Raw genomic sequence first — 21018 nt, 5'->3', positions numbered from 1 at the left:
TGGATGGAAAACGGCGGCTTCACGCCGCCGCTTCCACGTCCCGGTGAGAGGACTTCATGCGAGGAATTGTAATTCTCTCTATGCCGCATCATGATGCGGTTAGTAGTTCATTTCAAACAATATGCTGCCAACACAGGGTGTACTTTTTATATCGGCCTCCCTTGGAAAGAACTACAGGTCTAATATAGGACACCTGCCCGAACTTTCAAGGAAAATATTCGCCTCGCGATATTAATGCAACGCTGGCCGTGCCGCCGGGCCCAGGGTTTTGACCATTCCCGCCCCCACGGACGCACCGAACTTCTTCAGCACCCGCTCCGGCAAACCTTCGTGCGCCGTGTAGTCGACAATATCCTCGGCCTTGACCACATCGCGCGCCGTCGTCTCGACCGTGCCGAAGCCGTCGGCCAGGCCCATATCGACCGCCTTGGCGCCGCTCCAGAACAGGCCCGAGAAGGTCTCCGGCGTCTCTTTCAGGCGCTTGCCGCGGCCGGTCCGTACCACGGCAATGAATTGCTGGTGGATTTCGTTGAGCATGGCCTGGCCATGCGCCTTGTGCTTGTCCGATTGCGGGCTGAAAGGATCGAGAAATCCCTTGTTTTCGCCGGCCGTGAGCAAACGCCGCTCGACCCCGAGTTTTTCCATCGTGCCGGTAAAGCCGAAACCGTCCATCAGTACGCCGACCGATCCGACAATGCTGGCCTTATTCACAAAGATCTTGTCGGCGGCAGCGGCAATATAATAGCCGCCGGAGGCGCAGATTTCATCGACCACCACATATACCGGCTTGGTCGGATAGGCCTGTTTCAGGCGCAGGATCTCATCGACGATATTGCCCGCCTGGACCGGACTGCCGCCCGGGCTGTTAATGCGCAGGACCACCGCCACCGAGCCGGCATCGGCAAATGCCTTGTTCAATGAAGGAATGACCACATCGGCCGAACCGCTGCCTTCGGACTCGATGCTGCCGTCGATTTCAATCAGCGCGGTATGGCGCCCCAGCGTTTCCATGTCCGAACCGCTGAAATCGAAATCGAAAAACGCCCACAGCGCGAAAAACGCCAGCCCGAGGAAGGTCAGCTTGAAGAAAATTCCCCAGCGGCGCGTGGCGCGCTGTTCGCGCACGGTGGCAAAAACCAGCTTTTCCAGGGTGTCGCGTTCCCAGTTGCCGGTGGTCGGTGCCGCCGCCAGCGCTGTTTCCTTGGAATCGCCGAAAGTGTTGTCGCTCATAAATCGCTTTACGTAATAGGGTGTCGGTACTGCGTGCTCAAGCCGCGGGCGGCTTGATGAACTCGTCGGGTTGCCAGTAAATCTGCCCATCTTCCTCGCGCACGCCGATCGGACGCAGGCGGCCGCCCTTGCACGGTCCACCCGCGCAAAAGCCGCTTTCCGGTACATAGATGGCGCCGTGGGTCGAGCACATCAGGTACAGGCCGCTGGACTCGAAGAACTCGCCTTCGGCCCAGTCCAGCTCGATGGGCACATGGGCGCAGCGGTTCAGGTAGGCGTACACCGTGCCTTTGTGACGCACCACGAAGCCGGTAGCCTTGTCGCCGAAGGCGCTGACGCCAAAACGCACGCCGCGTCCGCCTTCGAGCACTTGCTCCGAACCGCAGACCAGCACGCCGTCGGCCTGGTCCGCCATCATGCGTTCTCGCTCAGCCAGGTACGCAGCTGGGCCACGGTTTCGGCGGAGTAGATGGGATTGCAGGCGCTCAGCTGCTCGTGCGGATGGGCGCCATATTGCACGGCAATCGCGGCCGCGCCAGCGTTATTCGCCATCAGCAGGTCGTGCGTGGTGTCGCCGATCATCACGGTGCGCTTCAGATCCTGCCCCAGCTCGCGGGTCAGTTCCTGCAGCATGGCCGGATGCGGCTTTGAGAATGTCTCATCGGCGCAACGGGTGGCGTCGAACAACGACAGCAGCCCGACCGCGTTGAGCGACCGGTTCAAGCCAACGCGGCTCTTGCCGGTGGCCACCGCCAAAAAGTAAGCTTCCTGCGAAAGTTCGGCCAACATCTCGCGAACGCCGTCGAACAGTACCAGTTCGTGGTCTTTCGATAGAAAGTGAAAACGGTAACGCTCGACCATGCGCGGATAAAAAGCGGGGTCGATATTCGGCATCACGGCCTGCATCGCTTCGTGCAAGCCCAGGCCGATCACGTGCGAAGCGGCATCGTCGCGCGGAATCGGCAAGCCGAGGTCCTTGGCGGCGGCCTGGATGCACTTGACGATGGTGGACGTGCTGTCCATCAAGGTTCCGTCCCAGTCGAAAACGATCAGATCAAATTGCTTACGTGCCATGTATTGCGGCCGCTTGTGGCGGCCGGCTCCTTCCAGGATTGTTCAACGCGGACTATTCTCGTGAGACTAGCGCGGTGCTGTGTTCAGCGGTTTCCCCAAGCTTACCAAGAAACGTTCGCACTCTGCTGGCAACGGTGCATTTATCGTCACATCCTTGCCGGTTTCAGGATGGGTAAACGTAATCTGGTGCGCGTGCAGGAACATCCGCTTGAGCGCGCCGCGCGTGGCGTCGGCTTTCAGCAGGACGCGGTTTAACGCAAAATCGCCGTACTTGTCGTCGCCAATGATGGGAAAGCCCGACGAAGCCAGATGAACGCGAATCTGGTGGGTACGTCCGGTTTTCAGCTCGGCTTCGAGCAGGGCGAATTTGTCGAACTTGCGCAGCAGGCTGAACACGGTATGCGACTCCATGCCGCCGGCTTGCACGCAGACGCGGCGCTCGCCATCGGCCGTGGTGAACTTGTGCAGCGGCAGCTTGATGTGCTGGCGCGCGTTTTTCCAGTCGCCGTACACCATGGTGAGATAGCGCTTGTCGGTCAGGCCATCGCGCATCTGCTCGTGCAGATTGGTCAGGGCCGAGCGTTTTTTCGCCAGCAACAGCAGGCCCGACGTTTCACGGTCGAGCCGGTGCACCAGTTCCAGGAACTTGGCATCCGGCCGGGCCGCGCGCAACTGTTCGATCACGCCGTAGGACACGCCCGAGCCGCCGTGCACCGCCACGCCGCAAGGCTTGTCGATGATGAGCAGGTGCGCGTCTTCAAACAGGATCGGGAATTCGGCGCCCGGCACCACGGCGGTCGATTTCTCGGCCACCCGCACCGGCGGAATGCGCACCACGTCGCCGCTTTCGAGCCGGTACAACTGGTCGATACGGCCCTTGTTGACCCGTACCTCGCCCGAGCGCAGGATGCGGTAAATATGGCTTTTCGGAACGCCCTTACAGACCCGCAACAAGTAGTTGTCGATCCGCTGTCCGGCTTCCTCTTCGGTAATTGTGACAAATTGGGCTTGAACGGGGGCCTGTGATGAAGGGGGAACAACATCGTTTTGCATCTTCATTTGCTCTGTCTTCCCAGAAATTCTCTCTAAGTCCTTCATTTTGAATATATAATCGACAGGCGGCGGTCAAACCTCTGCTGGTGTAAGAATTAAAACGATATTTTACACAGGGGCGTCTCCATCGGCCCCGCCAAATTGCAAATTCGATGGAAAAAATGTGTACGCACATCCCGGCGCGAATCAAGGTTGCACCGTTGTTGTAATCGGATAACGCGCAAGGCTGCGGAATGGATTGTTTGGAATTGTAAGGATAAGTACTGGCAAGCTGTCCCTCGGGGCCAGCTCGCCGGATGATGGCGTCGATAACGCTTGTCGTTTTCGCCCGACCCGATGTAAGCCTCATCCTGAAGGCTTGAGAATAAGGGCTGGTGTTTAAGCCTGGTATCGAAGTCTTAGTATGTTCGCTGGCTACGGTTTGGCTCACTGATTTGCTCACCGCCTGGCTTTGTCTGTGCCCCGATCACACCGGGGCTGCTTCAGCTAAGTTGCAGGTGATGCGTGCACTCGGCATGTCGATCGACCCCACCGCGCCCTGTCGCGGCCGTAACGCTTTGCGTTGCTGCGCCGTGCGAAAAGGCATACCCACCCTCCACTTCCCTTCCCGCGTACATCCCTGTACTTTTCGCCGCCCTGCGCCCAGCGCTGAGCGGCACTAGAACGGCCCCCGGGTCGCGGAGTCAATAAAAATGAAACGCATGTTGTTTAACGCTACGCAGCAGGAAGAACTGCGCGTAGCGATTGTCGACGGTCAGAAACTGATCGACATCGATATCGAAACCGCTGGTCGCGAACAGCGCAAGTCGAATATCTACAAGGGCGTGATTACCCGGATCGAACCGTCGCTCGAAGCCTGCTTCGTCAGCTACGGCGAAGACCGCCACGGTTTCCTGCCATTCAAGGAAGTCGCCCGTACCTATTTCCGCGAAGGCGTCGATGTCCGTACCGCTTCGGTCAAGGAAGCGCTGCGCGAAGGCCAGGAAATCATGGTCCAGGTCGAAAAAGAAGAACGCGGCAACAAGGGCGCCGCCCTGACCTCCTTCGTTTCCCTGGCCGGCCGTTATCTGGTCCTGATGCCGAATAACCCGCGTGGCGGCGGTGTGTCGCGCCGGGTCGAAGGCGAAGAACGCCAGGAACTGCGCGAAACGATGGACAAGCTGGACCTGCCGCAAGGCATGTCGGTGATTGCCCGCACCGCCGGCATCGGCCGCAATGTCGAAGAACTGCAGTGGGACTTGAATTACCTGATGCAACTGTGGCGCGCGATCGAAGGCGCCGGCAAGTCGGCCAGCGGCGCCTTCCTGATCTACCAGGAATCGTCGCTCGTGATCCGCGCGATCCGCGACTACTTCCAGCCCGATATCGGCGAGATCCTGATCGATACCGACGATATCTACGAACAAGCGCACCAGTTCATGCGCCACGTAATGCCCGACATGATCCACCGGGTCAAGCGTTACAGCGACGATGTACCGCTGTTTTCACGCTTCCAGATCGAACACCAGATCGAAACCGCGTATTCCCGCACAGTACCATTGCCGTCCGGCGGCGCCATCGTCATCGACCACACCGAAGCCCTCGTTTCGGTCGACGTCAACTCCGCCCGCGCCACGCGCGGCTCCGACATCGAAACCACGGCATTCAATACCAACTGCGAAGCTGCCGAAGAAGTAGCACGCCAGCTGCGCCTGCGCGACCTTGGCGGCCTGATCGTCATCGACTTCATCGACATGGAAGTGGCGAAGAACCAGCGCGAAGTCGAAACGCGCCTGAAAGACGCCCTGCACCACGACCGTGCACGCGTACAGATGGGCAAGATTTCCCGTTTCGGCCTGATGGAACTGTCGCGCCAGCGCCTGCGCCCTTCGCTGTCGGAAGGCTCGCACGTGACCTGCCCGCGCTGTTCCGGCACCGGCCACATCCGCGATACCGAATCGTCCGCCCTGCAGGTGCTGCGCATCATCCAGGAAGAAGCGATGAAGGAAAACTCGGCCACCATCCACGTGCAGGTTCCCGTGGATGTTGCCGCTTTCCTGCTCAATGAAAAGCGTGGCGAAGTGCTCAAGATCGAGAACCGCCACCGCATCAGCGTGATCCTGATCCCGAACAAGCATCTGGACACGCCGCACTACAAGCTCGAACGCATCAAGCACGACGATCCGCGCCTCGAAGACAGCCAGGCCAGCTACAACCTGGCCGAAGAAGCTGAAACCGACATGGCTTACAGCAAGCGCCAGAAGGAAGAAGTCAAGCCGCGCCAGGAAGCCGTCGTCAAGACCATCACCCCGGACCAGCCTGCGCCAATGGTGGACCGCTCCGAAGTGCTCAAGCCGGTCGCCCCGCCAGTCCAGGCACCGGTACTGACCGCGCCCGAGGAAGAAGGATTCCTGGCCAAGATCATGGGTTTCTTCTTCAAGAAGGAAGCACCCGTCATCGTCGCTCCGGCACCCGTGGCCCCGATCAAGCCGGCCGCCGCGCCTGCCGGCCGCGAAGACCGCAACGGCCGTGGCCCGCGTGCCCGTACCCGTGGCGGCAAGCCGGACGGCCGTCCTGAGCGCGAGCCAGGCAAGCCAGCCGCACTGGAAGAAGCCGGCAAGCCGGGCGACGCCGACAAGGCCGCCCGTCCGCCGCGTCCTCCACGCCCACCGCGCGAGCCGCGTGAAGCCCAGGTCGACGCCGCCGGCGCGCCAGTGGCGCCGCGCGCTGAACGTGCGGAACGCCCGGAGCGTGGCGAGCGTCCTGAACGTGGCGAGCGCACCGAGCGCACCCCGCGTCCACCGCGCGAACGCGCCGACTACCGCACTCCGGTAGCCGAAGCGAAGACCGACGAACTGGCTGTTTCGCCGGTCGTGGCCGCCGCAGCAGTGGTCAATGTCACCGTCCCGCAAGGCGATGAAGAAGCCGCCGTGCCGAAAATGATCACCACGATCGGCCCGAACGGTGAAGAAATCGAAGTCGAAGCTGGTGGCGATGAGCCGCGCCGCCGGCGTCGTCGTGGCGGCCGCAACCGCAATCGCCGCGACCGCGACCAGGCCGAGGGCATGGAAGGCGAAGACGGCGACGGTGTCAACGAAGCCAGCTTCACCGTCGAACCAGCGCCAGCGGATGCACCGTCGTCGTTCGAGAAAGCAGCAGTGCCGGTGTTCGCCGCAGCCGAGCCGGTTGTCGCCGAGGCAACACCAGTGGAAGCTGCGCAAGCTGAAGCGGAAGCCGCACCTGAGCCCGTGTCGGAATACGTAGTGGCGCCAGCGCCGGTGGAAGCACCAGCGCCTGCGCCAGTCGAAGCTGCACCAGCTCCGGCCCCGGTAGTGGAAGCGGCACCGGCACCTGCCGAGCCAGCTCCAGTGGCCGAGGTAGTTGCCGAAGCAGCGCCCGACGTTGCTCCAGCCGTTGCTCCAGTAGTTGCTCCGGTACGCGAAGAAATCGTGCCAGCAACGATGTTCACCCCGGCCGATCCGGTTGCTGAGGAAGCTGCGGAAGCGGTTGCCGAAGCAGCGGCTGCTGATGCAGCGGCTACCGAAGCAATGGCTGCAGCAGCGGCGCCTGTCGCAGCGGCTGCCGAAGCACCAGTGGCTGTCGACACAGCGCCCGCACCAGCACCTGTCGCAGCACCTGCGCCGGCCCCTGTCGCGCCACCAGCGCCAGTTGCACCAGCGCCGGTTACCCCAGCACCAGTTGCAGCGGCGCCGGTTGCCGACCTCTCCGAGATCCTCGGTTCGGCCGGCCTGACCCTGGCAGCCACCGATCCTGAAAAGCTGCGTGCAGCCCAGGAAGCGGCCGCCAACGCAGCGCCACCGGTGCGCGTGCCACGCGAGCGCAAGCCGCTGCCGCCGCAAGTCGATGAGCCGCTGGTCCAGGTGGACACCAGCCGCCAGTAATCAGGGCGCAACATAAAAAGGGGAAGCTGAGGCTTCCCCTTTTTTACGTTAAAAACCAGCGTCTTTTCTTCGAACCAGAGTGAACGATGACCCTTCCAGCCGATATCCCTCCCGCTCCCGTCACCCTGCGCATGGCTTTCTGGTACTGGCTCAAGCTCGGCTTCATCAGCTTTGGCGGGCCGGCCGGGCAGATTGCGCTGATGCACACCGAACTGGTCGAGCGGCGCCGCTGGATTTCCGAACAGCGCTTCCTGCACGCGCTCAACTACTGCATGCTGCTCCCCGGCCCGGAAGCGACCCAGCTTGCCATCTATATCGGCTGGCTGTTGCACAAGACCCGCGGCGGCATCCTGGCCGGACTGCTGTTCTTCCTGCCCTCGCTGCTGATCCTGATCGTCCTGTCGTGGATTTACATGGCCTACGGCACCCTGCCTGTGGTCGCCGGCATCCTGTACGGCATCAAGCCCGCCGTGGTGGCCGTGGTGCTGGCAGCCGCCTGGCGCATCGGCTCGCGCACGCTGAAAAACCGCACCTTGCTGGCGATTGCCGTCGCCGCCTTCCTCGCCATCGCGCTGGGCGAGCTGCCGTTTCCGCTGATCGTGCTGGTCGCGGCCAGCATCGGCTTCATCGGCGGACGGCTGCTGCCGGCGCAGTTCCAGGTCGGCGGCCAGCACCCGGACAGCCGCGCTTCGTACGGCATCGCGCTCATCGACGACAACACCCCCACGCCAGCCCACGCCCGCTTTACCTGGCCGCGCCTGGCGCGCGTGGCCCTCGGTGGCCTGGCCCTGGGCGCCGGCGTGTGGCTGCTGCTGGCGTGGCGCTACGGCGCGGCCGGCGCGCTGGCCCAGATGGGCTGGTTCTTCACCAAGGCCGCGCTGATGACCTTCGGGGGCGCCTACGCCGTGCTGCCCTATGTGTACCAGGGCGGCGTGGAGCACTATCAATGGCTCACCGCACCCCAGATGATCGATGGCCTGGCGCTGGGCGAAACCACGCCCGGGCCTCTGATCATGATCGTCGCCTTCGTCGGCTTCGTGGGTGCCTGGAGCCACGCCATTTTCGGCCCCGGCAGCGTGCTGCTGGCCGGCGTGGCCGGCGCCTGCGTGGCCACCTTCTTCACCTTCCTGCCCTCGTTCATGTTCATCCTGGCCGGCGGACCGCTGGTGGAAGCGACACGCGACAATGTGCGCATGACGGCGCCGCTGACCGCCATTTCGGCGGCGGTGGTGGGCGTGATAGTCAGCCTGGCAGTGTTCTTCGGCCAGCACGTATTCGTGCAGAACGGCCAGATTGACATCGCGGCAATCGCCATCAGCGCGGCCGCCTGCGTGGCCCTGTTCCGCTTCAAGGTAGGGACCATCAAACTGCTCGCCGCCTGTGCCGTCGCGGGCCTCGTGCTATCGTATCGGCATGGCTGAAAAAATTATCATGCTCAGCGACGGCCGCGCGCCGTCGCCGGCAATCCCCGCGCGGCTCGATGCGCCCACCGGCCTCCTGGCCGACGCACTCGGGCGGCCCCTGCACGACCTGCGCATTTCCGTCACCGACCGCTGCAATTTCCGCTGCGTCTACTGCATGCCCAAGGAAGTGTTCGACAAGGACTACGCTTACCTGCCGCATGCATCGCTGCTCTCATTCGAGGAAATCACCCGCATCGCCAGCCTGTTCGTCGCCCACGGCGTGGAAAAGCTGCGCCTGACCGGCGGCGAACCGCTGCTGCGCAAGAATCTGGAACGCCTGGTCGGCATGCTCAGCGCCCTGCGCACCCCGAGCGGCCGCCCGCTCGACATCACCCTCACCACCAACGGCTCGCTGCTGGCGAAAAAAGCGCAGTCCCTGAAAGATGCGGGCCTGAACCGGGTTACTGTGTCGCTCGACTCGCTGGACGACGCCACCTTCAAGCGCATGAACGATGTCGACTTTGCGGTGGCCGACGTGCTGGCCGGGATCGACGCCGCCCACGCCGTGGGCCTGGGGCCCATCAAGATCAACATGGTGGTCAAGGCCGGGATGAACGACCAGGAAATCGTACCCATGGCGCGCCACTTCAAGGGCAGCCCGTACATCCTGCGCTTCATCGAATACATGGATGTGGGCGCATCGAACGGCTGGAACCTGGCCGAAGTGATCCCGTCGGCAGAAGTGGCGCGCCGCATCTCGGCCGAGATGCCTTTGGTGCCGCAGCAAGCCAACTACAGCGGCGAAACCGCCGCGCGCTGGCGCTACGCCGACGGCAGCGGCGAAATTGGCCTCATCTCCAGCGTCACCCAGGCCTTCTGCAAGGATTGCTCGCGCGCGCGCCTGTCGACCGAGGGCAAGCTGTACACCTGCCTGTTCGCCACCCGCGGCCACGACCTGCGCGCCCTGCTGCGCGAAGGGCGCAGCGACGCCGAAATCTCGGCCGCCGTCGGCGCGCTGTGGAACGTGCGCGCCGACCGCTATTCCGAAACCCGTACCATCAACACCAGCGGCATTGAAAGCGGCGGCCCGCGCCAGGGCAAACGCGTCGAAATGTCGTACATCGGCGGTTAAATGACTTCACCGGACGATATCACCGGCCTGATTCTGGCCGGGGGACGCGGCACCCGCATGGGCCACGTCGACAAGGGCCTGCAGCGCTTTGGCGGCGCCAGCATGGCCGAGCATGTGATGCGGCGCCTGGCGCCGCAGGTCGGCACCCTGGCCATCAACGCCAACCAGAACCTGGAGGTCTATGCCGGTTTCGGCGTACCAGTATGGCCGGACCAGCTGACCGGTTTCGAGGGTCCGCTGGCCGGGCTGGCCACCGGCATGGCCCGTTGCGCCACGCCGCTGCTGGTCACGGCGCCATGCGACTCGCCGTTTCTGCCGCACGACCTGGTAGCGCGCCTGCACCTGGCACTCGACGCCGGCGGCGCCGACCTGGCGCTGGCCGAAACCGGTGAAGCCGGACCGGATGGCGTGCCGCGCATCCAGCCGCAGCCCGTGTTCGCCCTCGTCAGGACCACCACCCTGCCCCGGCTGGAAGCCTACCTCGCCGGCGGCGGACGGCGCATGGATGGGTGGTACGGCGGCATCAGGGTGGTGCGCGTGCGCTTCGACGACGCTGGCGCCTTCCGCAACATCAACACGCTGGACGAACTGCGCCAGTGCGAACCTGAATGATCCCTCACCCAAGCTCACCATGACCATACCGACCCTGAACGACGTCACCAGCTGTTTGTCCGCCTACGACCCGGACGCCCTGCCCGTGCGCGACGCGCAGCGCATCATCCGCGACTTCATCAAACCGGTCGGCGCCATCGAACAGGTAGCGCTGCTGGCGGCGCTGGACCGGGTGCTGGGTGAGGACATCATCTCGCCGATCAGCGTGCCGGCGCACGACAATTCGGCCATGGACGGCTATGCCCTGCGTGGCGCCGACCTGTTGGAGGATGCACCGGTCACGCTGGCGGTGATGGGCACCGTGCTCGCGGGCCGCCCGTCCGACGTGGTTCCCGGCGGCGGCGAATGCGTGCGCATCATGACCGGCGGCGTCATGCCGGCCGGCTGCGACAGCGTGATCCCGCAGGAACTGGTCGCGGCAATCGGCGTGGACAGCATCACCATCGCCCCGGGCGTGATTCGCACCGGCGACAACCGCCGTTTCGCGGGCGAAGACCTGATGGCCGGCAGCGCCGCCCTGCGCAAGGGTAAAGTCATCCGCCCCGCCGACCTGGGGCTGCTGGCCTCTCTCGGCATTGCCACGGTGCCGGTGACGCGGCGCCTGCGCGTGGCATTCTTCTCCACCGGCGACGAACTGCGTTCGATCGGCCAGCCGCTCGATGCCGGCTGCGTCTACGACAGCAACCGCTACACCCTGCACGGCATGCTCACGCGCCTCGGTTGCGAGATCGTCGACATGGGCGTCGTGCGCGACGATCCGCAAGCGCTGGAAGACGCATTGCGCCACGCCTGCGAAAACGTGGACGCCATCGTCACCTCCGGCGGCGTATCGGTTGGCGCGGCCGACTACACGCGCCAGATCATGGCCAAACTGGGCGACGTGAGCTTCTGGAAGATCGGCATGCGCCCGGGCCGGCCGTTCGCATTCGGGCGCATCGCCTCGAACGGCCACAGTGCCTTCCTGTTTGGCCTGCCCGGCAATCCGGTGGCGGTAATGGTGTCGTTCTACTTTTTCGCGCGCGACGCGCTGCTGCGCATGATGGGTGCCGAGGCGCCGCTGCCGATGCTCAAGGTGCGTTCGGCCGGCGCGATCCGCAAAAAACCGGGCCGCACCGAATACCAGCGCGGCATCCTCGGGTCCGATGACGAGGGCCGGCAGAGTGTGCGCATCACCGGGTCGCAAGGCTCCGGCATCCTGCGTTCGATGAGCGAGGCGAACTGCATGGTGATCTTGCATGATGAGCAAGGCAACGTCGATGCGGGCGATCTTGTCGACATCATGCTGTTCGAAGGGCTGATTTGAGCAATGTAAGTGATTAGACAACGATAAATAATGCATTTCAATAACTAAAAACAAGGAATACGAAGAAATCGTTATGAAAGTAATATCAACCTATTTGCATAAATGTGGTGTTTCTGATATTTTTGTTGTTTTCAAGTCACTCTCATTTGTCGTAGCTTGCGTATTTATTGCTGTGTTTTCTATGGAGTTTTCATAGGAGAAATGCCTTAAAAGCATCATTGATAGTAATTTCCTATCGTTCTGATCGTCAGTTTTTATTAGAGAACGGGCCAGCCCGCTTGCTAGTATCAATCTCTACCCAAACCAATTTGGTCAGAGATCATGAAGCCCGCAAGCAGCATTGCCGTCGCAAGTTACAAGGTTCCCGGGCCTGTGCGGGCCTGCGTATTCATGCTGGGGGCGGTGCTGATACTGGCGGCGAACCCGGTCCAGGCAGCGTCCAGCACCCGTGTCGAGAAATGCAGCTGGGACCATCCAGGCGTGAACCCCTTCATGGGCGATGTGGTGGCGGCGGTCGACCGTTACCGCGACATTCCGCCGCTGGTGCGCACGCGCCTCAAGGAGCGCATGGCCGACCGCAATTTCGATGAATTCGTCACCATCGGACGCGATTCGATCAAGGGCCAGAACTACTACGAACCAAAGATCCGCGACATGCATTTCGGCGCCGGCACGGTGTGCGGCAGCGTCTCGCGCGCCGGATGGAGTTCCAAGACCAAACAGGCGGGGTTGGTGTACTGCGAAGAGGATCACTGCATCCTGGTGCCGACCGTGTGCCGTAATGTGAGCCGCATTCGCCGCCTCGGCACCAGCGGGCCGTCAAAGGGGCGCGCCGAGGGAGGCGGGCCGGGTTCATCGATGTCGCTGTCGCAGGACCCGCCACCTCCGGAAAGCGAACTGGCGCTGGCGCTGCGCGGCACCAGTGCCGAACCCAAATTGCCCATCCCGGAGCGCGCAACGACCGCGCCACCGGGACTGATTGGCTACCAGGGCGGGGTTCCGGTCCCACCGATCGGTCCCGGTGGCTTCGGGCCGCCGTTCAGGGATGGTCCGACCACCGGCATCGACCTGACACCCGTCCCCGAAACCAACCTGCCCGCGGTTCCGGTGCCGGAGCCGGAACAATGGATGATGATGGGATTAGGGCTGGCCGCGGTGCTGGGTGCCGCGCGGCGCCGTTCGAGCGCACGCTAGCTCCGAAACCGTCATTCCCGCGCAGGCGGGAATCCAAGTATTGCCGGCGGCTCAACGGTGCCTTGGATTCCCGCCTGCGCGGAAATGACGGTTTTGAATTTAGCGCTTGCGCTTTACGCCTCGCTGTCGATATCCGGCCCCAGCATCAGTTGCGCAGCCTCGCTCGGCAACGCCTCCACCGATTTGAGCTTGCGCGCCATCTGGCGGCTGCGAACTTCGGCGTTCTCGATATTCTTGGCGGCCTTTTCCAGGGTCAGCTTGGTCTGCGTGAGCACATCGCCGAACTTGGTAAATTCCGTCTTCACCGCCCCCAGCACCTGCCACACCTCGGACGAACGCTTTTCCAGCGCCAGCGTCCGGAATCCCATCTGCAAACTGTTCAGAATCGCCGACAGGGTCGACGGGCCGGCAATCGACACCCGCAAGGTGCGCTGCAGATCGTCGGCCAGGCCCGGCCTGCGCATGACCTCCGCGTACAGCCCTTCGGTCGGCAGGAACAGGATCGCAAAATCGGTGGTCAGCGGCGGCGAGACATACTTGTCGCAGATGGTCTTCGCTTCCAGCCGCACCGCGCGTTCGAGCTCGCGCCCGGACAGCGCCACGCCGTCGGCGTCGGCCCGGTCGGCCGCGTCGAGCAGACGCTCGTACTGCTCCTTGGGGAACTTGGCGTCGATCGGCATCCACACCGGCGCGCCGCCCTCGACATGGCCGGGCAGCTTGATCGCAAACTCGACCCGCGCCCCGCTGCCGGGAATGGTCTCGACATTCTTGGCATACTGGTCCACCGTCAGCACCTGTTCGAGCAGCATTTCGAGCTGCACTTCGCCCCAGGTGCCGCGTGTTTTCACGTTCGTGAGCACGCGTTTCAGGTCGCCCACGCCAATGGCCAGCTGCTGCATCTCGCCCAGCCCCTGGTGCACCCGCTCCAGCCGCTCCGACACCTGGCGGAACGATTCGGACAAACGCGTCTCCAGCGTCGCGTGCAGCTTCTCGTCGACCGTCTTGCGCATCTCTTCCAGGCGCGCACCGTTATCGTTCTGCAGGTCGCGGATCTTCGCTTCCAGCGTCGCGCGCACTTCCAGCATGCGCCGGGCGTTCGATTCGGTCAGCGCCGACAGGGTCTGGTGCATGGTGTCGGCAAAGCGCTTGAGCGTGGCCGACTGCTCTTCGCGCCCGCTGACGCTGGCCAGGTGGATCTGCTGGCGCATGCTGTCGAGCTGCTGCACGGTGGCGCCGTGATATTGCGCGAGGCTGGCGCCGATGTCCTGGCGCGTGCCCTGGGCGCCGGCCTGCAGTTCGAGGCGCAGTTCGCGCTCCAGCCGTTCCAGCTCGGCCCCACTGCCGCCGCCAGCGCCGCGCGCGCGCAACAGCAGAACCGCCTGCAAAATGATGATGACAACCGCCAGCGCGGCGAGGATCAGGAATTCGGTCTGGGTCATGGCATCAACCGGGCTGGTTGCGCATCCAGTCGGCGGTCTGGTAGAACGACTCCATCAGGCGCAGGCGCAGCGCTTCGTCGATGCCGATATCTTCCATCGCCCACGCCATGGCGCGCAGCCACTGATCGCGCTCGCTGCTGCCGATGGCAAACGGCAGGTGGCGCGCGCGCAGGCGCGGATGGCCGTACTGTTCGACGAACAGGTCGGGCCCGCCCATCCAGCCGCTCAGGAACATGAACAGCTTTTCGCGCGAGCCTTCCATGGACGGCGGATGCAGCGCGCGGATGCCTGCAAACTCGGGCTCCAGTTCCATCAGGTCGTAGAAGCGGTCGACCATTTCACGCACGCGCGCTTCGCCACCGATGACGTCATACAGGGTTTGTGGTTCACTCATGCCGCCATGATAGCGCAGCGGGCGCGCCGCTGTCAGACCAGTGTGAGGCGGCGCAGGCGCCGCGTGGATGGCCAGCTGTCCATGCCGACTTCAAGACGCATGTCGGCGCAGGCGTCGAGCAGGCGCGCGCACTGCGCGTTCGTCAAACCGCTGTTGAGCGTGAGGCGCACCAGCGAGCGGTTCTTGGCGGTGGCCGGCGCGCAGAATACGGCGCCGTGGATGCCGCGCCGCTCGAGCGCCTTGCGCAGCGCCAGCGTGCGCGGTTCGGGACCGGCTTCGAGCGCGACGATCTGTTCGCTGCCGTCGTCTACGTTGTAGCCGAGGGCGCGCAGGCCTTCCCTCACCGTGCGCGTGGTGCGCGCCAGCGCGGCGCGGCGGCCATCGGCGCCGGCGATGAAGTCGAGCGCCGCGTCGAACCACGCCAGTTCGTGCTCCAGCAGGCAGGAGCTGAAAATCGCCGGGCGCGAGGCCGACAGGAAGTAACCCTTGAAATGGCTGGAACAGGTAATGAAGCCGGCGCGCCCGGCAAAGCTCTTGGCCAGCGAGGCGGTGCGAAAGTGCACCTGCCCGCTCAGTCCCAGCGCCGCCACCAGCCCGGCACCGCGCGGGCCGTGGGTGCCGAGCGAATGCGATTCGTCGACCACCAGGATGCTGCCGCTGTCGGCGGCGATGCGCGCGACCTGGGCTAACGGTGCCACGCTGCCGTTGGTGCTGTAGAGCGCATCGACGACGATCACGCCGGGACCGTGCTTGCGTACCTGGCGCTCCAGGTGCGCCGCGTCGTTATGCAGGAACGGCAGCGCCGTGGCCTGCGCCGACTGCACGCCTTCCCACAGCGAGGCGTGCGCCATCATGTCGAGATAGACCGGCACGCCCGGCCCGGCGATGGTCTGCAGCAGGCCGACGTTGGCGGCCCAGCCGGACTGGGTCAGCACCCCGTCTTCGGCGCCCATGAACGCGGCTAGCTTCGCTTCCAGCCGGTGCTGGGCGCTGCCCTGCTGCAGGAATACCGACGACATCAGCATGCCCGCCTGGTTCCTGACGAGGCAGCGCGCCTGCGCCTCCAGCAACGCCGCTTCGCCGGAAATGCACAGGTAATCGTTGCTCGCCAACATGATCGCGCCGGGCTGGGGCGGCGTCCAGACATGCAGATGTTCGCCGCCCAGCAACTGCGCGACCCGGGTCACGTAATGCTCATCCATGCGGCCGGTGACGAAGGAGGGCATGGCCAGTTCGGCGCGCACGGCAGACGAAATTTGATCGGCAGCAATAGACATGAATTCTCCTTGGAAAAATTATCCATTCTCTGCCGCCCTTCCTTGACATTCCTGCAACATCGATGGAGCTTGACATAGATCAAATTGCAAAATATCAACATAGGTCAAGATTGTCATTTCCAGCCCACCACTGCGACTCCGGAAACCTTTCCATGATGTTTGCCAGCGCCCCCGCCCCGTTTTTCACCGACCGTCTGCGCGAATTGATCCTCCATTGGCTGCTGCGATGGCTGGTCCACAACGAGCGTCACCACGCCCATGCGGCCGGACGCTTCATCGTGCTGGCGTGGATCGGCTTCCTGGGCATGCCGGCCTATTATTCGATCTGGACTTACTGGTTCCCGCAGGAGTTCGAGAGCCTCACGCTGCGCCTGATCGGCGCGGCCCTGTGCCTGCCCGCGCTGGCCCCCGGACGCCTGCTGCGCGGGCGCTTCGTGAATGCCTATCTGTTCATCGCGGTGACCTATGTGCTGCCGTTTCAGTTCGCGTTCATGTACCTGATGAATCACGGTTCGGCCGTGTGGAGCCAGTCGCTGCTCATCGCGCTGACGGTGCTGTTCCACTTTCGCACGCGCCTGGCACTGAGCGCCTGCGCCACCGGCAGCGTGCTGGCCTGCGCCCTGTTCGCGCTGGTCGGCGAGCCGGCGTTCATGCTCAGCCCCACGGTGCTGGAACAGCTGCCGATCTACGCCTTCACCATCGTCGCGGTATCGGTGGCCAAGGCCGGGCGCGGGGCGCTGGCGCGCGAGAAGCTGGCCGGCATGGCGCACGGCCTGGCCAGCGTGTCGCACGAACTGCGCACGCCCCTGATCAGCGTCGAGGCCAATGTGCGCGGCATCCACCGCCGCATCACGCCGCCGGCCCAGGCCAGCGAGGCGGACTGGCAGGCGATGGCAGACGCGATGGCGCGCATCCAGTACGAGGTGCGCCACATGAACCACATGATCGACCTGTTCCTGCTGTCGGCCAGCGCGGTCGAGCAGCAGCTCGAAGCGACCGAGGAAGTGTCGATGCGCGAGGTGGTCGAGTCGGTGATCCGGCGCTATCCGTTCGCGGCGCAGTCGCAGCGCGATGCGGTCAGCGTCGACATCCGCACCGACTTTCGCTTCGCCGGCAAGCACGAGCTGTCGGTCGTCATTTTGCTCAACCTGCTGCGCAACGCGCTCAAGGCACTGCACCGGGCCGGCAAGGGACGCATCCGCATCGTCGTCGACGGCCGTCCCGACACGCCGCGCCTGCTGGTGATCGATACCGGCTGCGGCATCGCGGCGCGCAACCTGCCCATGATCTTCCAGCGCTTCTATTCGTATCCACCCAGTTCCGGCGCCGGCATCGGCCTGGCCCTGTGCAAGGACATCATCGATGCCTGGCAGGCCAGCATCCGTTGCGTCTCGCGCGAGCTTGGCTACACCATGTTCGTGCTCGAATTCCCGCGCGTGCCCGCGCCGCCGCCTCCGCATTGACCCCATCTGAAAGGCTCAGCATGCCCTTGCCGATTTATAGCCATCCCAGCCTGACCGTCCTGATCGACGACAGCGACAGTTTCCTGAAAAGCGTCGCCTTCCAGCTCGATCCGGCGCTGGCCAGCAAATGTTTTGCCGACACCAGCAGCGCGCTGGCCTGGATCGGCGCCCACGGCGAGCCCCAGCCGGGCCGGCTGGCGGCCAGCTACGATACCTATCCCGGGCCGATGGAGGGCTGCAACGTGGCCTTCGACATCGAGCAGATCCACCGCATCAGCTTCGAGCCGGAGCGCTTCATGACGCCGTCGGTGGTGGTGGTCGATTATTCGATGCCGCAGATGGATGGGCTGGAGCTGTGCGAGGCGCTGCGCCACCTGCCCTGCAAGAAGATCCTGTTTACCGGCGTGGCCGACGAAAAGGTGGCGGTCGACGCCTTCAACCGCGGCCTGATCGACCGTTACATCAAAAAGAGCGATGACGGTGCGCTCGACAAGCTCGAAGCCGAAATCGTGTCGCTGCAGCAGGCGTATTTCGCGGCCCGTTCCGACCCGCTGCGCGACCTGCTGGAGCTGCACAACCACAGCTTCCTGAGCGACCCGGCGTTTTCCGCGGTGGTGCGCATGGTGGCGGACCAGCACGGGATCGTGGAACACTATCTGTATCCGAATCCGGCCGGCATCCTGCTGTACGATGCGCGCGGACGCGCCCAGCTGATGGTGGTCGAAACCGAGGCCGGGATGGACGCGCACTACGAGGTCGGTTGCGACAACGACGCGCCGCCGTCATTCCTGCAGGCGGTGCGCGAGCGCTGCATCGTGCCGTATTTTCGCGAGGGCGACGGCATGTATGCGCGCGATTTCGCCAAGAACTGGCACCGCTGGACCGCGCCCGCGCAGCGCTGCCGCGGGGCGCAGACCACCTATTACTGGGCACTGTTCCCGCTGGCGCCGGGCGAGCTGGAACAGCCAGCCCACCCGTTCGAGGCCTTCCTGCGCGAGCGCGAGCACGAGACGGCGGCGCCTTGAGGCGAGCGTGTCTAGGTGCCGCGCAAGGTCTGCAAGGGCGGCTGGCGCAGCACATTGCGCAGCCCGAGCCAGCCGCCGATGATGGCGCACAGTGCGCCCACCACCAGACCGGCCAGCCACACCATCGGACTGAAGGTCCAAGGGAACTTGAACTGATAGGTGGCCAGCGCCCAGCCCAGCGCGGCCGCGCCCGACGCGGCCAGCAGACCGGCCAGTCCGCCCACCAGCGAGAACTCGATCCACTGCGCGCGCGAGAGCTGCTTGCGGGTGGCGCCCAGCGCGCGCAGCAGGCCGGACTCGCGGGTGCGCTCGTCCTGCGAACCCATCAGGGCCGCGTACAGCACCAGCACCCCGGAGGCCAGGGTGAACATGAACAGGAATTCGACCGCGGTCACCACCTGGTCCAGCACTTCCTGCAACTGGCGGATGATGCCGCTCACGTCGATCACCGTCAGGTTCGGGTAATCGCGCGTCAGGGCGTTGGTGAATCCGCTTTGCGCCGGCGGCAGGTGGAAGGCCGTCATGAAGGTTTGCGAGGTTTTCTCCATCGCGGCCGGGTTGATGATGACGAAAAAATTCGCCCGCATCGAGCCCCATTCCAGCTTGCGCAGGCTGGTCACCTTGGCGTCGACCACGGTGCCGCCGACGTCGAAGCGCATGCTGTCGCCCAGTTTCAGGCCCAGCGTCTTGGCGATGCCCTGCTCGACCGAGGCTTCGGCCACGCCCGGCGCATCCTTGTACCACTGGCCGGCCACGATCTGGTTCGAGGCCGGCATGTCGATCGTGGTCGAGAGGTTGAATTCGCGCTCGGCCAGGCGGCGCGCATTGTCGTTGTCGTAGCTGGCGGCGGTGATCGGCTTGTCGTTGACGGCGGTCAGGCGCCCGCGGATCATCGGGAACAGCTGCGCTTCGCTGACCTTGGCGGCGGCGATGCGCTGGGCCACGTCGTTTTTCTGGTCGGGCAGGATGTTGATGATGAAGCGGTTCGGCGCGTCCGGCGGCGTGGCGCTGCGCCAGGCCGTCATCAGGTCGCCGCGCACCACGGTCAGCAGCAGCAAGGCCATCAGGCCGAGCGCGAGCGAGACCACCTGCACGATGGTGGCGCCCGGGCGGCGCTGCAGCGAGGTGACGGCGAAGCGCCAGCTCTGGCTGTCGATCGCGCCGCGCAGCGTCTTCAGAAACGCCAGGCCGCCCCACGCCACCAGCGCGAAGACGGCAAAGCCGCCCAGAAAGCCCGCCGCCGTGGACAGCGCCAGGGTGACGTCGCCCGCCTGCCACAGCATCAGGCCGACGAACACGATCAGGCCCAGGCCGTACGTGGCCAGCGCCATCGGCTTGGGCGCGGCCTGTTCGCGCCGGATCACGCGGTTGTGCGGCACATTGCGCAATTGCAGAACCGGCGGCAGCGCGAAGCCGACCAGCAGCAGCATGCCGGTGGCGATGCCCTGCAGGGCGGGCAGGAAGGAGACCGGCGGCAGGTCGGTGCTGAGCATGGACCCGATCAGCTGCATCAGCACGTAGTGGCCGCCGAAGCCGACCAGCACCCCGAGCGCGCTGCCGACCAGGCCGACCAGGGCGAATTCGATCAGGTACAGCATGGTGACCTGGTTTTGCGTCAGGCCGAGGCAGCGCAGCATGGCGCAGGCGTCCAGGTGGCGCAGCATGAAGCGGCGCGCGGCCATGGCCACGGCGACCGCCGCCAGCATGGCCGAGAGCAGGCCGACCAGCGACAGGAAGCGGTCGGCGCGGTCGAGCGTGGCGCGCATTTCGGGGCGGCCGTTTTCGAGCGATTCGACGCGTACGCCGCGCACCTTGTCGGCGTCGATGCGCGCCGTGATCCATTCTTCGAATGCCTTGACGCTCTTGGTGTCGTTGTTCGATGGGGCGCTCACCTGCAGGCGGTAGGTGACGCGCGAACCGTTGTCGATCAGGTTCGTCGCCGCAAGGTCGGCCAGGGACAGCATCACGCGCGGCGAAAAATTGGCGAACGAGGGGCCGCGGTCCGGTTCCGAGGCGATCAGCTGGGCGATCGTGAATTCCTTGTCGCCCACGCGAATGCGGCTGCCGACGCCGGCCTTGAGCGCGGTGAGAATATTCGGGTCGACCCACACCGTGCCCGCTGCGGGCGTGGTGTCGGTCTTGTCGCCCAGCGCGGCGCTGGCTTGATCCAGGCTGGTGGTGATGCGCAGCTGGCCGCGCAGCGGATAGCCGGGCGAGACGGCCTTGATCGCCGCCAGCTGCGAGACCGACTGATCGCCCTCGCCCGCCTGCGCCATGCTGGGGAAGGTCACCGTATCGGCCAGCACCAGGCCGCGCTTGACGGCTTCGGCGCGCCAGGCGGGATCGAGCGGCTGGTCGGCATTGACCAGCAGGTCGGCGCCGAGCAGCTGGTGCGCATCGCGATTGAGGCCGCTGCGCATGCGGTCGATGAAAAAACCCACCGACGACAGCGCCGAGACGGCGATGATCAGGGCGATCAGCAGGAAGCGCAGTTCACCGGCGCGCCAGTCGCGCGCGGTCATTCGGAGCGATTGAATC

At 64.5% G+C, this 21018-nt stretch carries 16 protein-coding genes; 8 read left to right on the top strand and 8 right to left on the bottom strand.

Going from position 1 to position 21018, the window contains the following annotated elements; all coding sequences use genetic code 11:
* Positions 1–231: 231 nt before the first annotated feature.
* The 4 genes from CR152_RS14570 to CR152_RS14555 all read right to left on the bottom strand — a co-directional run bounded on the left by CR152_RS14570 (position 232) and on the right by CR152_RS14555 (position 3363).
* Positions 232–1230, bottom strand: a complete 999-nt coding sequence (locus CR152_RS14570; RefSeq protein WP_099875555.1) for a S49 family peptidase — start codon at positions 1228–1230, stop codon at positions 232–234.
* Positions 1231–1267: 37 nt separating this feature from the next.
* On the bottom strand, positions 1268–1648 hold the full coding sequence (locus CR152_RS14565; RefSeq protein WP_370663821.1) for a Rieske (2Fe-2S) protein: 381 nt from the start codon (positions 1646–1648) through the stop codon (positions 1268–1270).
* Entirely contained in the window at positions 1645–2304 is a 660-nt protein-coding gene (locus tag CR152_RS14560) for an HAD-IIIA family hydrolase (RefSeq protein ID WP_099875553.1), read from the bottom strand. Before CR152_RS14560 ends, CR152_RS14565 begins: the two co-directional genes overlap by 4 nt.
* Before the next feature lie 66 nt (positions 2305–2370).
* The gene (locus CR152_RS14555) at positions 2371–3363 is read right to left on the bottom strand and encodes an RluA family pseudouridine synthase (RefSeq protein ID WP_208640126.1); all 993 of its coding nucleotides are present in this window, start codon (positions 3361–3363) and stop codon (positions 2371–2373) included.
* A 686-nt stretch (positions 3364–4049) separates the two neighbouring features.
* Here CR152_RS14555 and CR152_RS14550 point away from each other — a divergent pair.
* The 6 genes from CR152_RS14550 (at position 4050) to CR152_RS14525 (ending at position 12882) form a co-directional block, all read left to right on the top strand.
* Positions 4050–7238 carry an Rne/Rng family ribonuclease gene (locus CR152_RS14550; RefSeq protein ID WP_099875551.1) on the top strand — a complete coding sequence of 1063 codons (3189 nt, stop codon included), beginning with the start codon at positions 4050–4052 and terminating at the stop codon, positions 7236–7238.
* Positions 7239–7324: 86 nt separating this feature from the next.
* Positions 7325–8659, top strand: coding sequence for a chromate efflux transporter (gene chrA / locus CR152_RS14545; protein WP_099875550.1), 1335 nt, complete (start codon positions 7325–7327; stop codon positions 8657–8659).
* Positions 8652–9773 (top strand): GTP 3',8-cyclase MoaA, encoded by a 1122-nt coding sequence (gene moaA / locus CR152_RS14540; RefSeq protein ID WP_099875549.1) that lies wholly within the window; start codon positions 8652–8654, stop codon positions 9771–9773. Before chrA ends, moaA begins: the two co-directional genes overlap by 8 nt.
* Positions 9774–10385: a molybdenum cofactor guanylyltransferase MobA gene (gene mobA / locus CR152_RS14535; protein WP_099875548.1), complete on the top strand. Its 612-nt coding sequence runs from the start codon at positions 9774–9776 to the stop codon at positions 10383–10385.
* Positions 10386–10404: 19 nt separating this feature from the next.
* Positions 10405–11688: a molybdopterin molybdotransferase MoeA gene (moeA, locus tag CR152_RS14530; protein WP_099875547.1), complete on the top strand. Its 1284-nt coding sequence runs from the start codon at positions 10405–10407 to the stop codon at positions 11686–11688.
* 321 nt (positions 11689–12009) lie between these two features.
* Positions 12010–12882 (top strand): MHFG family PEP-CTERM protein, encoded by an 873-nt coding sequence (locus CR152_RS14525; RefSeq protein WP_157778485.1) that lies wholly within the window; start codon positions 12010–12012, stop codon positions 12880–12882.
* A gap of 113 nt (positions 12883–12995) precedes the next feature.
* Here CR152_RS14525 and CR152_RS14520 read toward each other — a convergent pair whose 3' ends face one another.
* The 3 genes from CR152_RS14520 to cqsA are packed head-to-tail and all read right to left on the bottom strand — an operon-like array spanning position 12996 to position 15992.
* Entirely contained in the window at positions 12996–14321 is a 1326-nt protein-coding gene (locus CR152_RS14520) for a DNA recombination protein RmuC (protein ID WP_099875545.1), read from the bottom strand.
* Between the two features lie 4 nt (positions 14322–14325).
* Complete coding sequence (locus CR152_RS14515) at positions 14326–14715, bottom strand: group II truncated hemoglobin (protein ID WP_099875544.1); 390 nt, start codon at positions 14713–14715, stop codon at positions 14326–14328.
* Positions 14716–14747: 32 nt separating this feature from the next.
* Positions 14748–15992 carry an alpha-hydroxyketone-type quorum-sensing autoinducer synthase gene (gene cqsA / locus CR152_RS14510; protein WP_099875543.1) on the bottom strand — a complete coding sequence of 415 codons (1245 nt, stop codon included), beginning with the start codon at positions 15990–15992 and terminating at the stop codon, positions 14748–14750.
* A gap of 152 nt (positions 15993–16144) precedes the next feature.
* Here cqsA and CR152_RS14505 point away from each other — a divergent pair, with 152 nt between their 5' ends.
* A complete protein-coding gene (locus CR152_RS14505; protein ID WP_229413393.1) occupies positions 16145–17455 on the top strand; it encodes a sensor histidine kinase in 1311 nt (436 codons plus the stop codon).
* 20 nt (positions 17456–17475) lie between these two features.
* Complete coding sequence (locus CR152_RS14500) at positions 17476–18480, top strand: response regulator (protein ID WP_099875542.1); 1005 nt, start codon at positions 17476–17478, stop codon at positions 18478–18480.
* A gap of 11 nt (positions 18481–18491) precedes the next feature.
* Here the strand turns inward: CR152_RS14500 and CR152_RS14495 are convergent, their stop codons facing one another.
* Complete coding sequence (locus CR152_RS14495) at positions 18492–21002, bottom strand: ABC transporter permease (RefSeq protein WP_370663820.1); 2511 nt, start codon at positions 21000–21002, stop codon at positions 18492–18494.
* Positions 21003–21018 lie beyond the last annotated feature (16 nt).

Source organism: Massilia violaceinigra, assembly GCF_002752675.1.
GTDB lineage: Bacteria > Pseudomonadota > Gammaproteobacteria > Burkholderiales > Burkholderiaceae_D > Telluria_A > Telluria_A violaceinigra.
This window is presented reverse-complemented; position numbering and strand designations above follow the sequence as displayed.

Excerpts from the sequence above, each read along its gene's own strand:
- CR152_RS14570 (WP_099875555.1), bottom strand. The coding sequence starts at position 1,230 with ATGAGCGACAACACTTTCGGCGATTCCAAGGAAACAGCGCTGGCGGCG.
- CR152_RS14565 (WP_370663821.1), bottom strand. The coding sequence starts at position 1,648 with ATGATGGCGGACCAGGCCGACGGCGTGCTGGTCTGCGGTTCGGAGCAA.
- CR152_RS14560 (WP_099875553.1), bottom strand. The coding sequence starts at position 2,304 with ATGGCACGTAAGCAATTTGATCTGATCGTTTTCGACTGGGACGGAACC.
- CR152_RS14555 (WP_208640126.1), bottom strand. The coding sequence starts at position 3,363 with ATGAAGATGCAAAACGATGTTGTTCCCCCTTCATCACAGGCCCCCGTT.
- CR152_RS14550 (WP_099875551.1), top strand. The coding sequence starts at position 4,050 with ATGAAACGCATGTTGTTTAACGCTACGCAGCAGGAAGAACTGCGCGTA.
- chrA (WP_099875550.1), top strand. The coding sequence starts at position 7,325 with ATGACCCTTCCAGCCGATATCCCTCCCGCTCCCGTCACCCTGCGCATG.
- moaA (WP_099875549.1), top strand. The coding sequence starts at position 8,652 with ATGGCTGAAAAAATTATCATGCTCAGCGACGGCCGCGCGCCGTCGCCG.
- mobA (WP_099875548.1), top strand. The coding sequence starts at position 9,774 with ATGACTTCACCGGACGATATCACCGGCCTGATTCTGGCCGGGGGACGC.
- moeA (WP_099875547.1), top strand. The coding sequence starts at position 10,405 with ATGACCATACCGACCCTGAACGACGTCACCAGCTGTTTGTCCGCCTAC.
- CR152_RS14525 (WP_157778485.1), top strand. The coding sequence starts at position 12,010 with ATGAAGCCCGCAAGCAGCATTGCCGTCGCAAGTTACAAGGTTCCCGGG.
- CR152_RS14520 (WP_099875545.1), bottom strand. The coding sequence starts at position 14,321 with ATGACCCAGACCGAATTCCTGATCCTCGCCGCGCTGGCGGTTGTCATC.
- CR152_RS14515 (WP_099875544.1), bottom strand. The coding sequence starts at position 14,715 with ATGAGTGAACCACAAACCCTGTATGACGTCATCGGTGGCGAAGCGCGC.
- cqsA (WP_099875543.1), bottom strand. The coding sequence starts at position 15,992 with ATGTCTATTGCTGCCGATCAAATTTCGTCTGCCGTGCGCGCCGAACTG.
- CR152_RS14505 (WP_229413393.1), top strand. The coding sequence starts at position 16,145 with ATGATGTTTGCCAGCGCCCCCGCCCCGTTTTTCACCGACCGTCTGCGC.
- CR152_RS14500 (WP_099875542.1), top strand. The coding sequence starts at position 17,476 with ATGCCCTTGCCGATTTATAGCCATCCCAGCCTGACCGTCCTGATCGAC.
- CR152_RS14495 (WP_370663820.1), bottom strand. The coding sequence starts at position 21,002 with ATGACCGCGCGCGACTGGCGCGCCGGTGAACTGCGCTTCCTGCTGATC.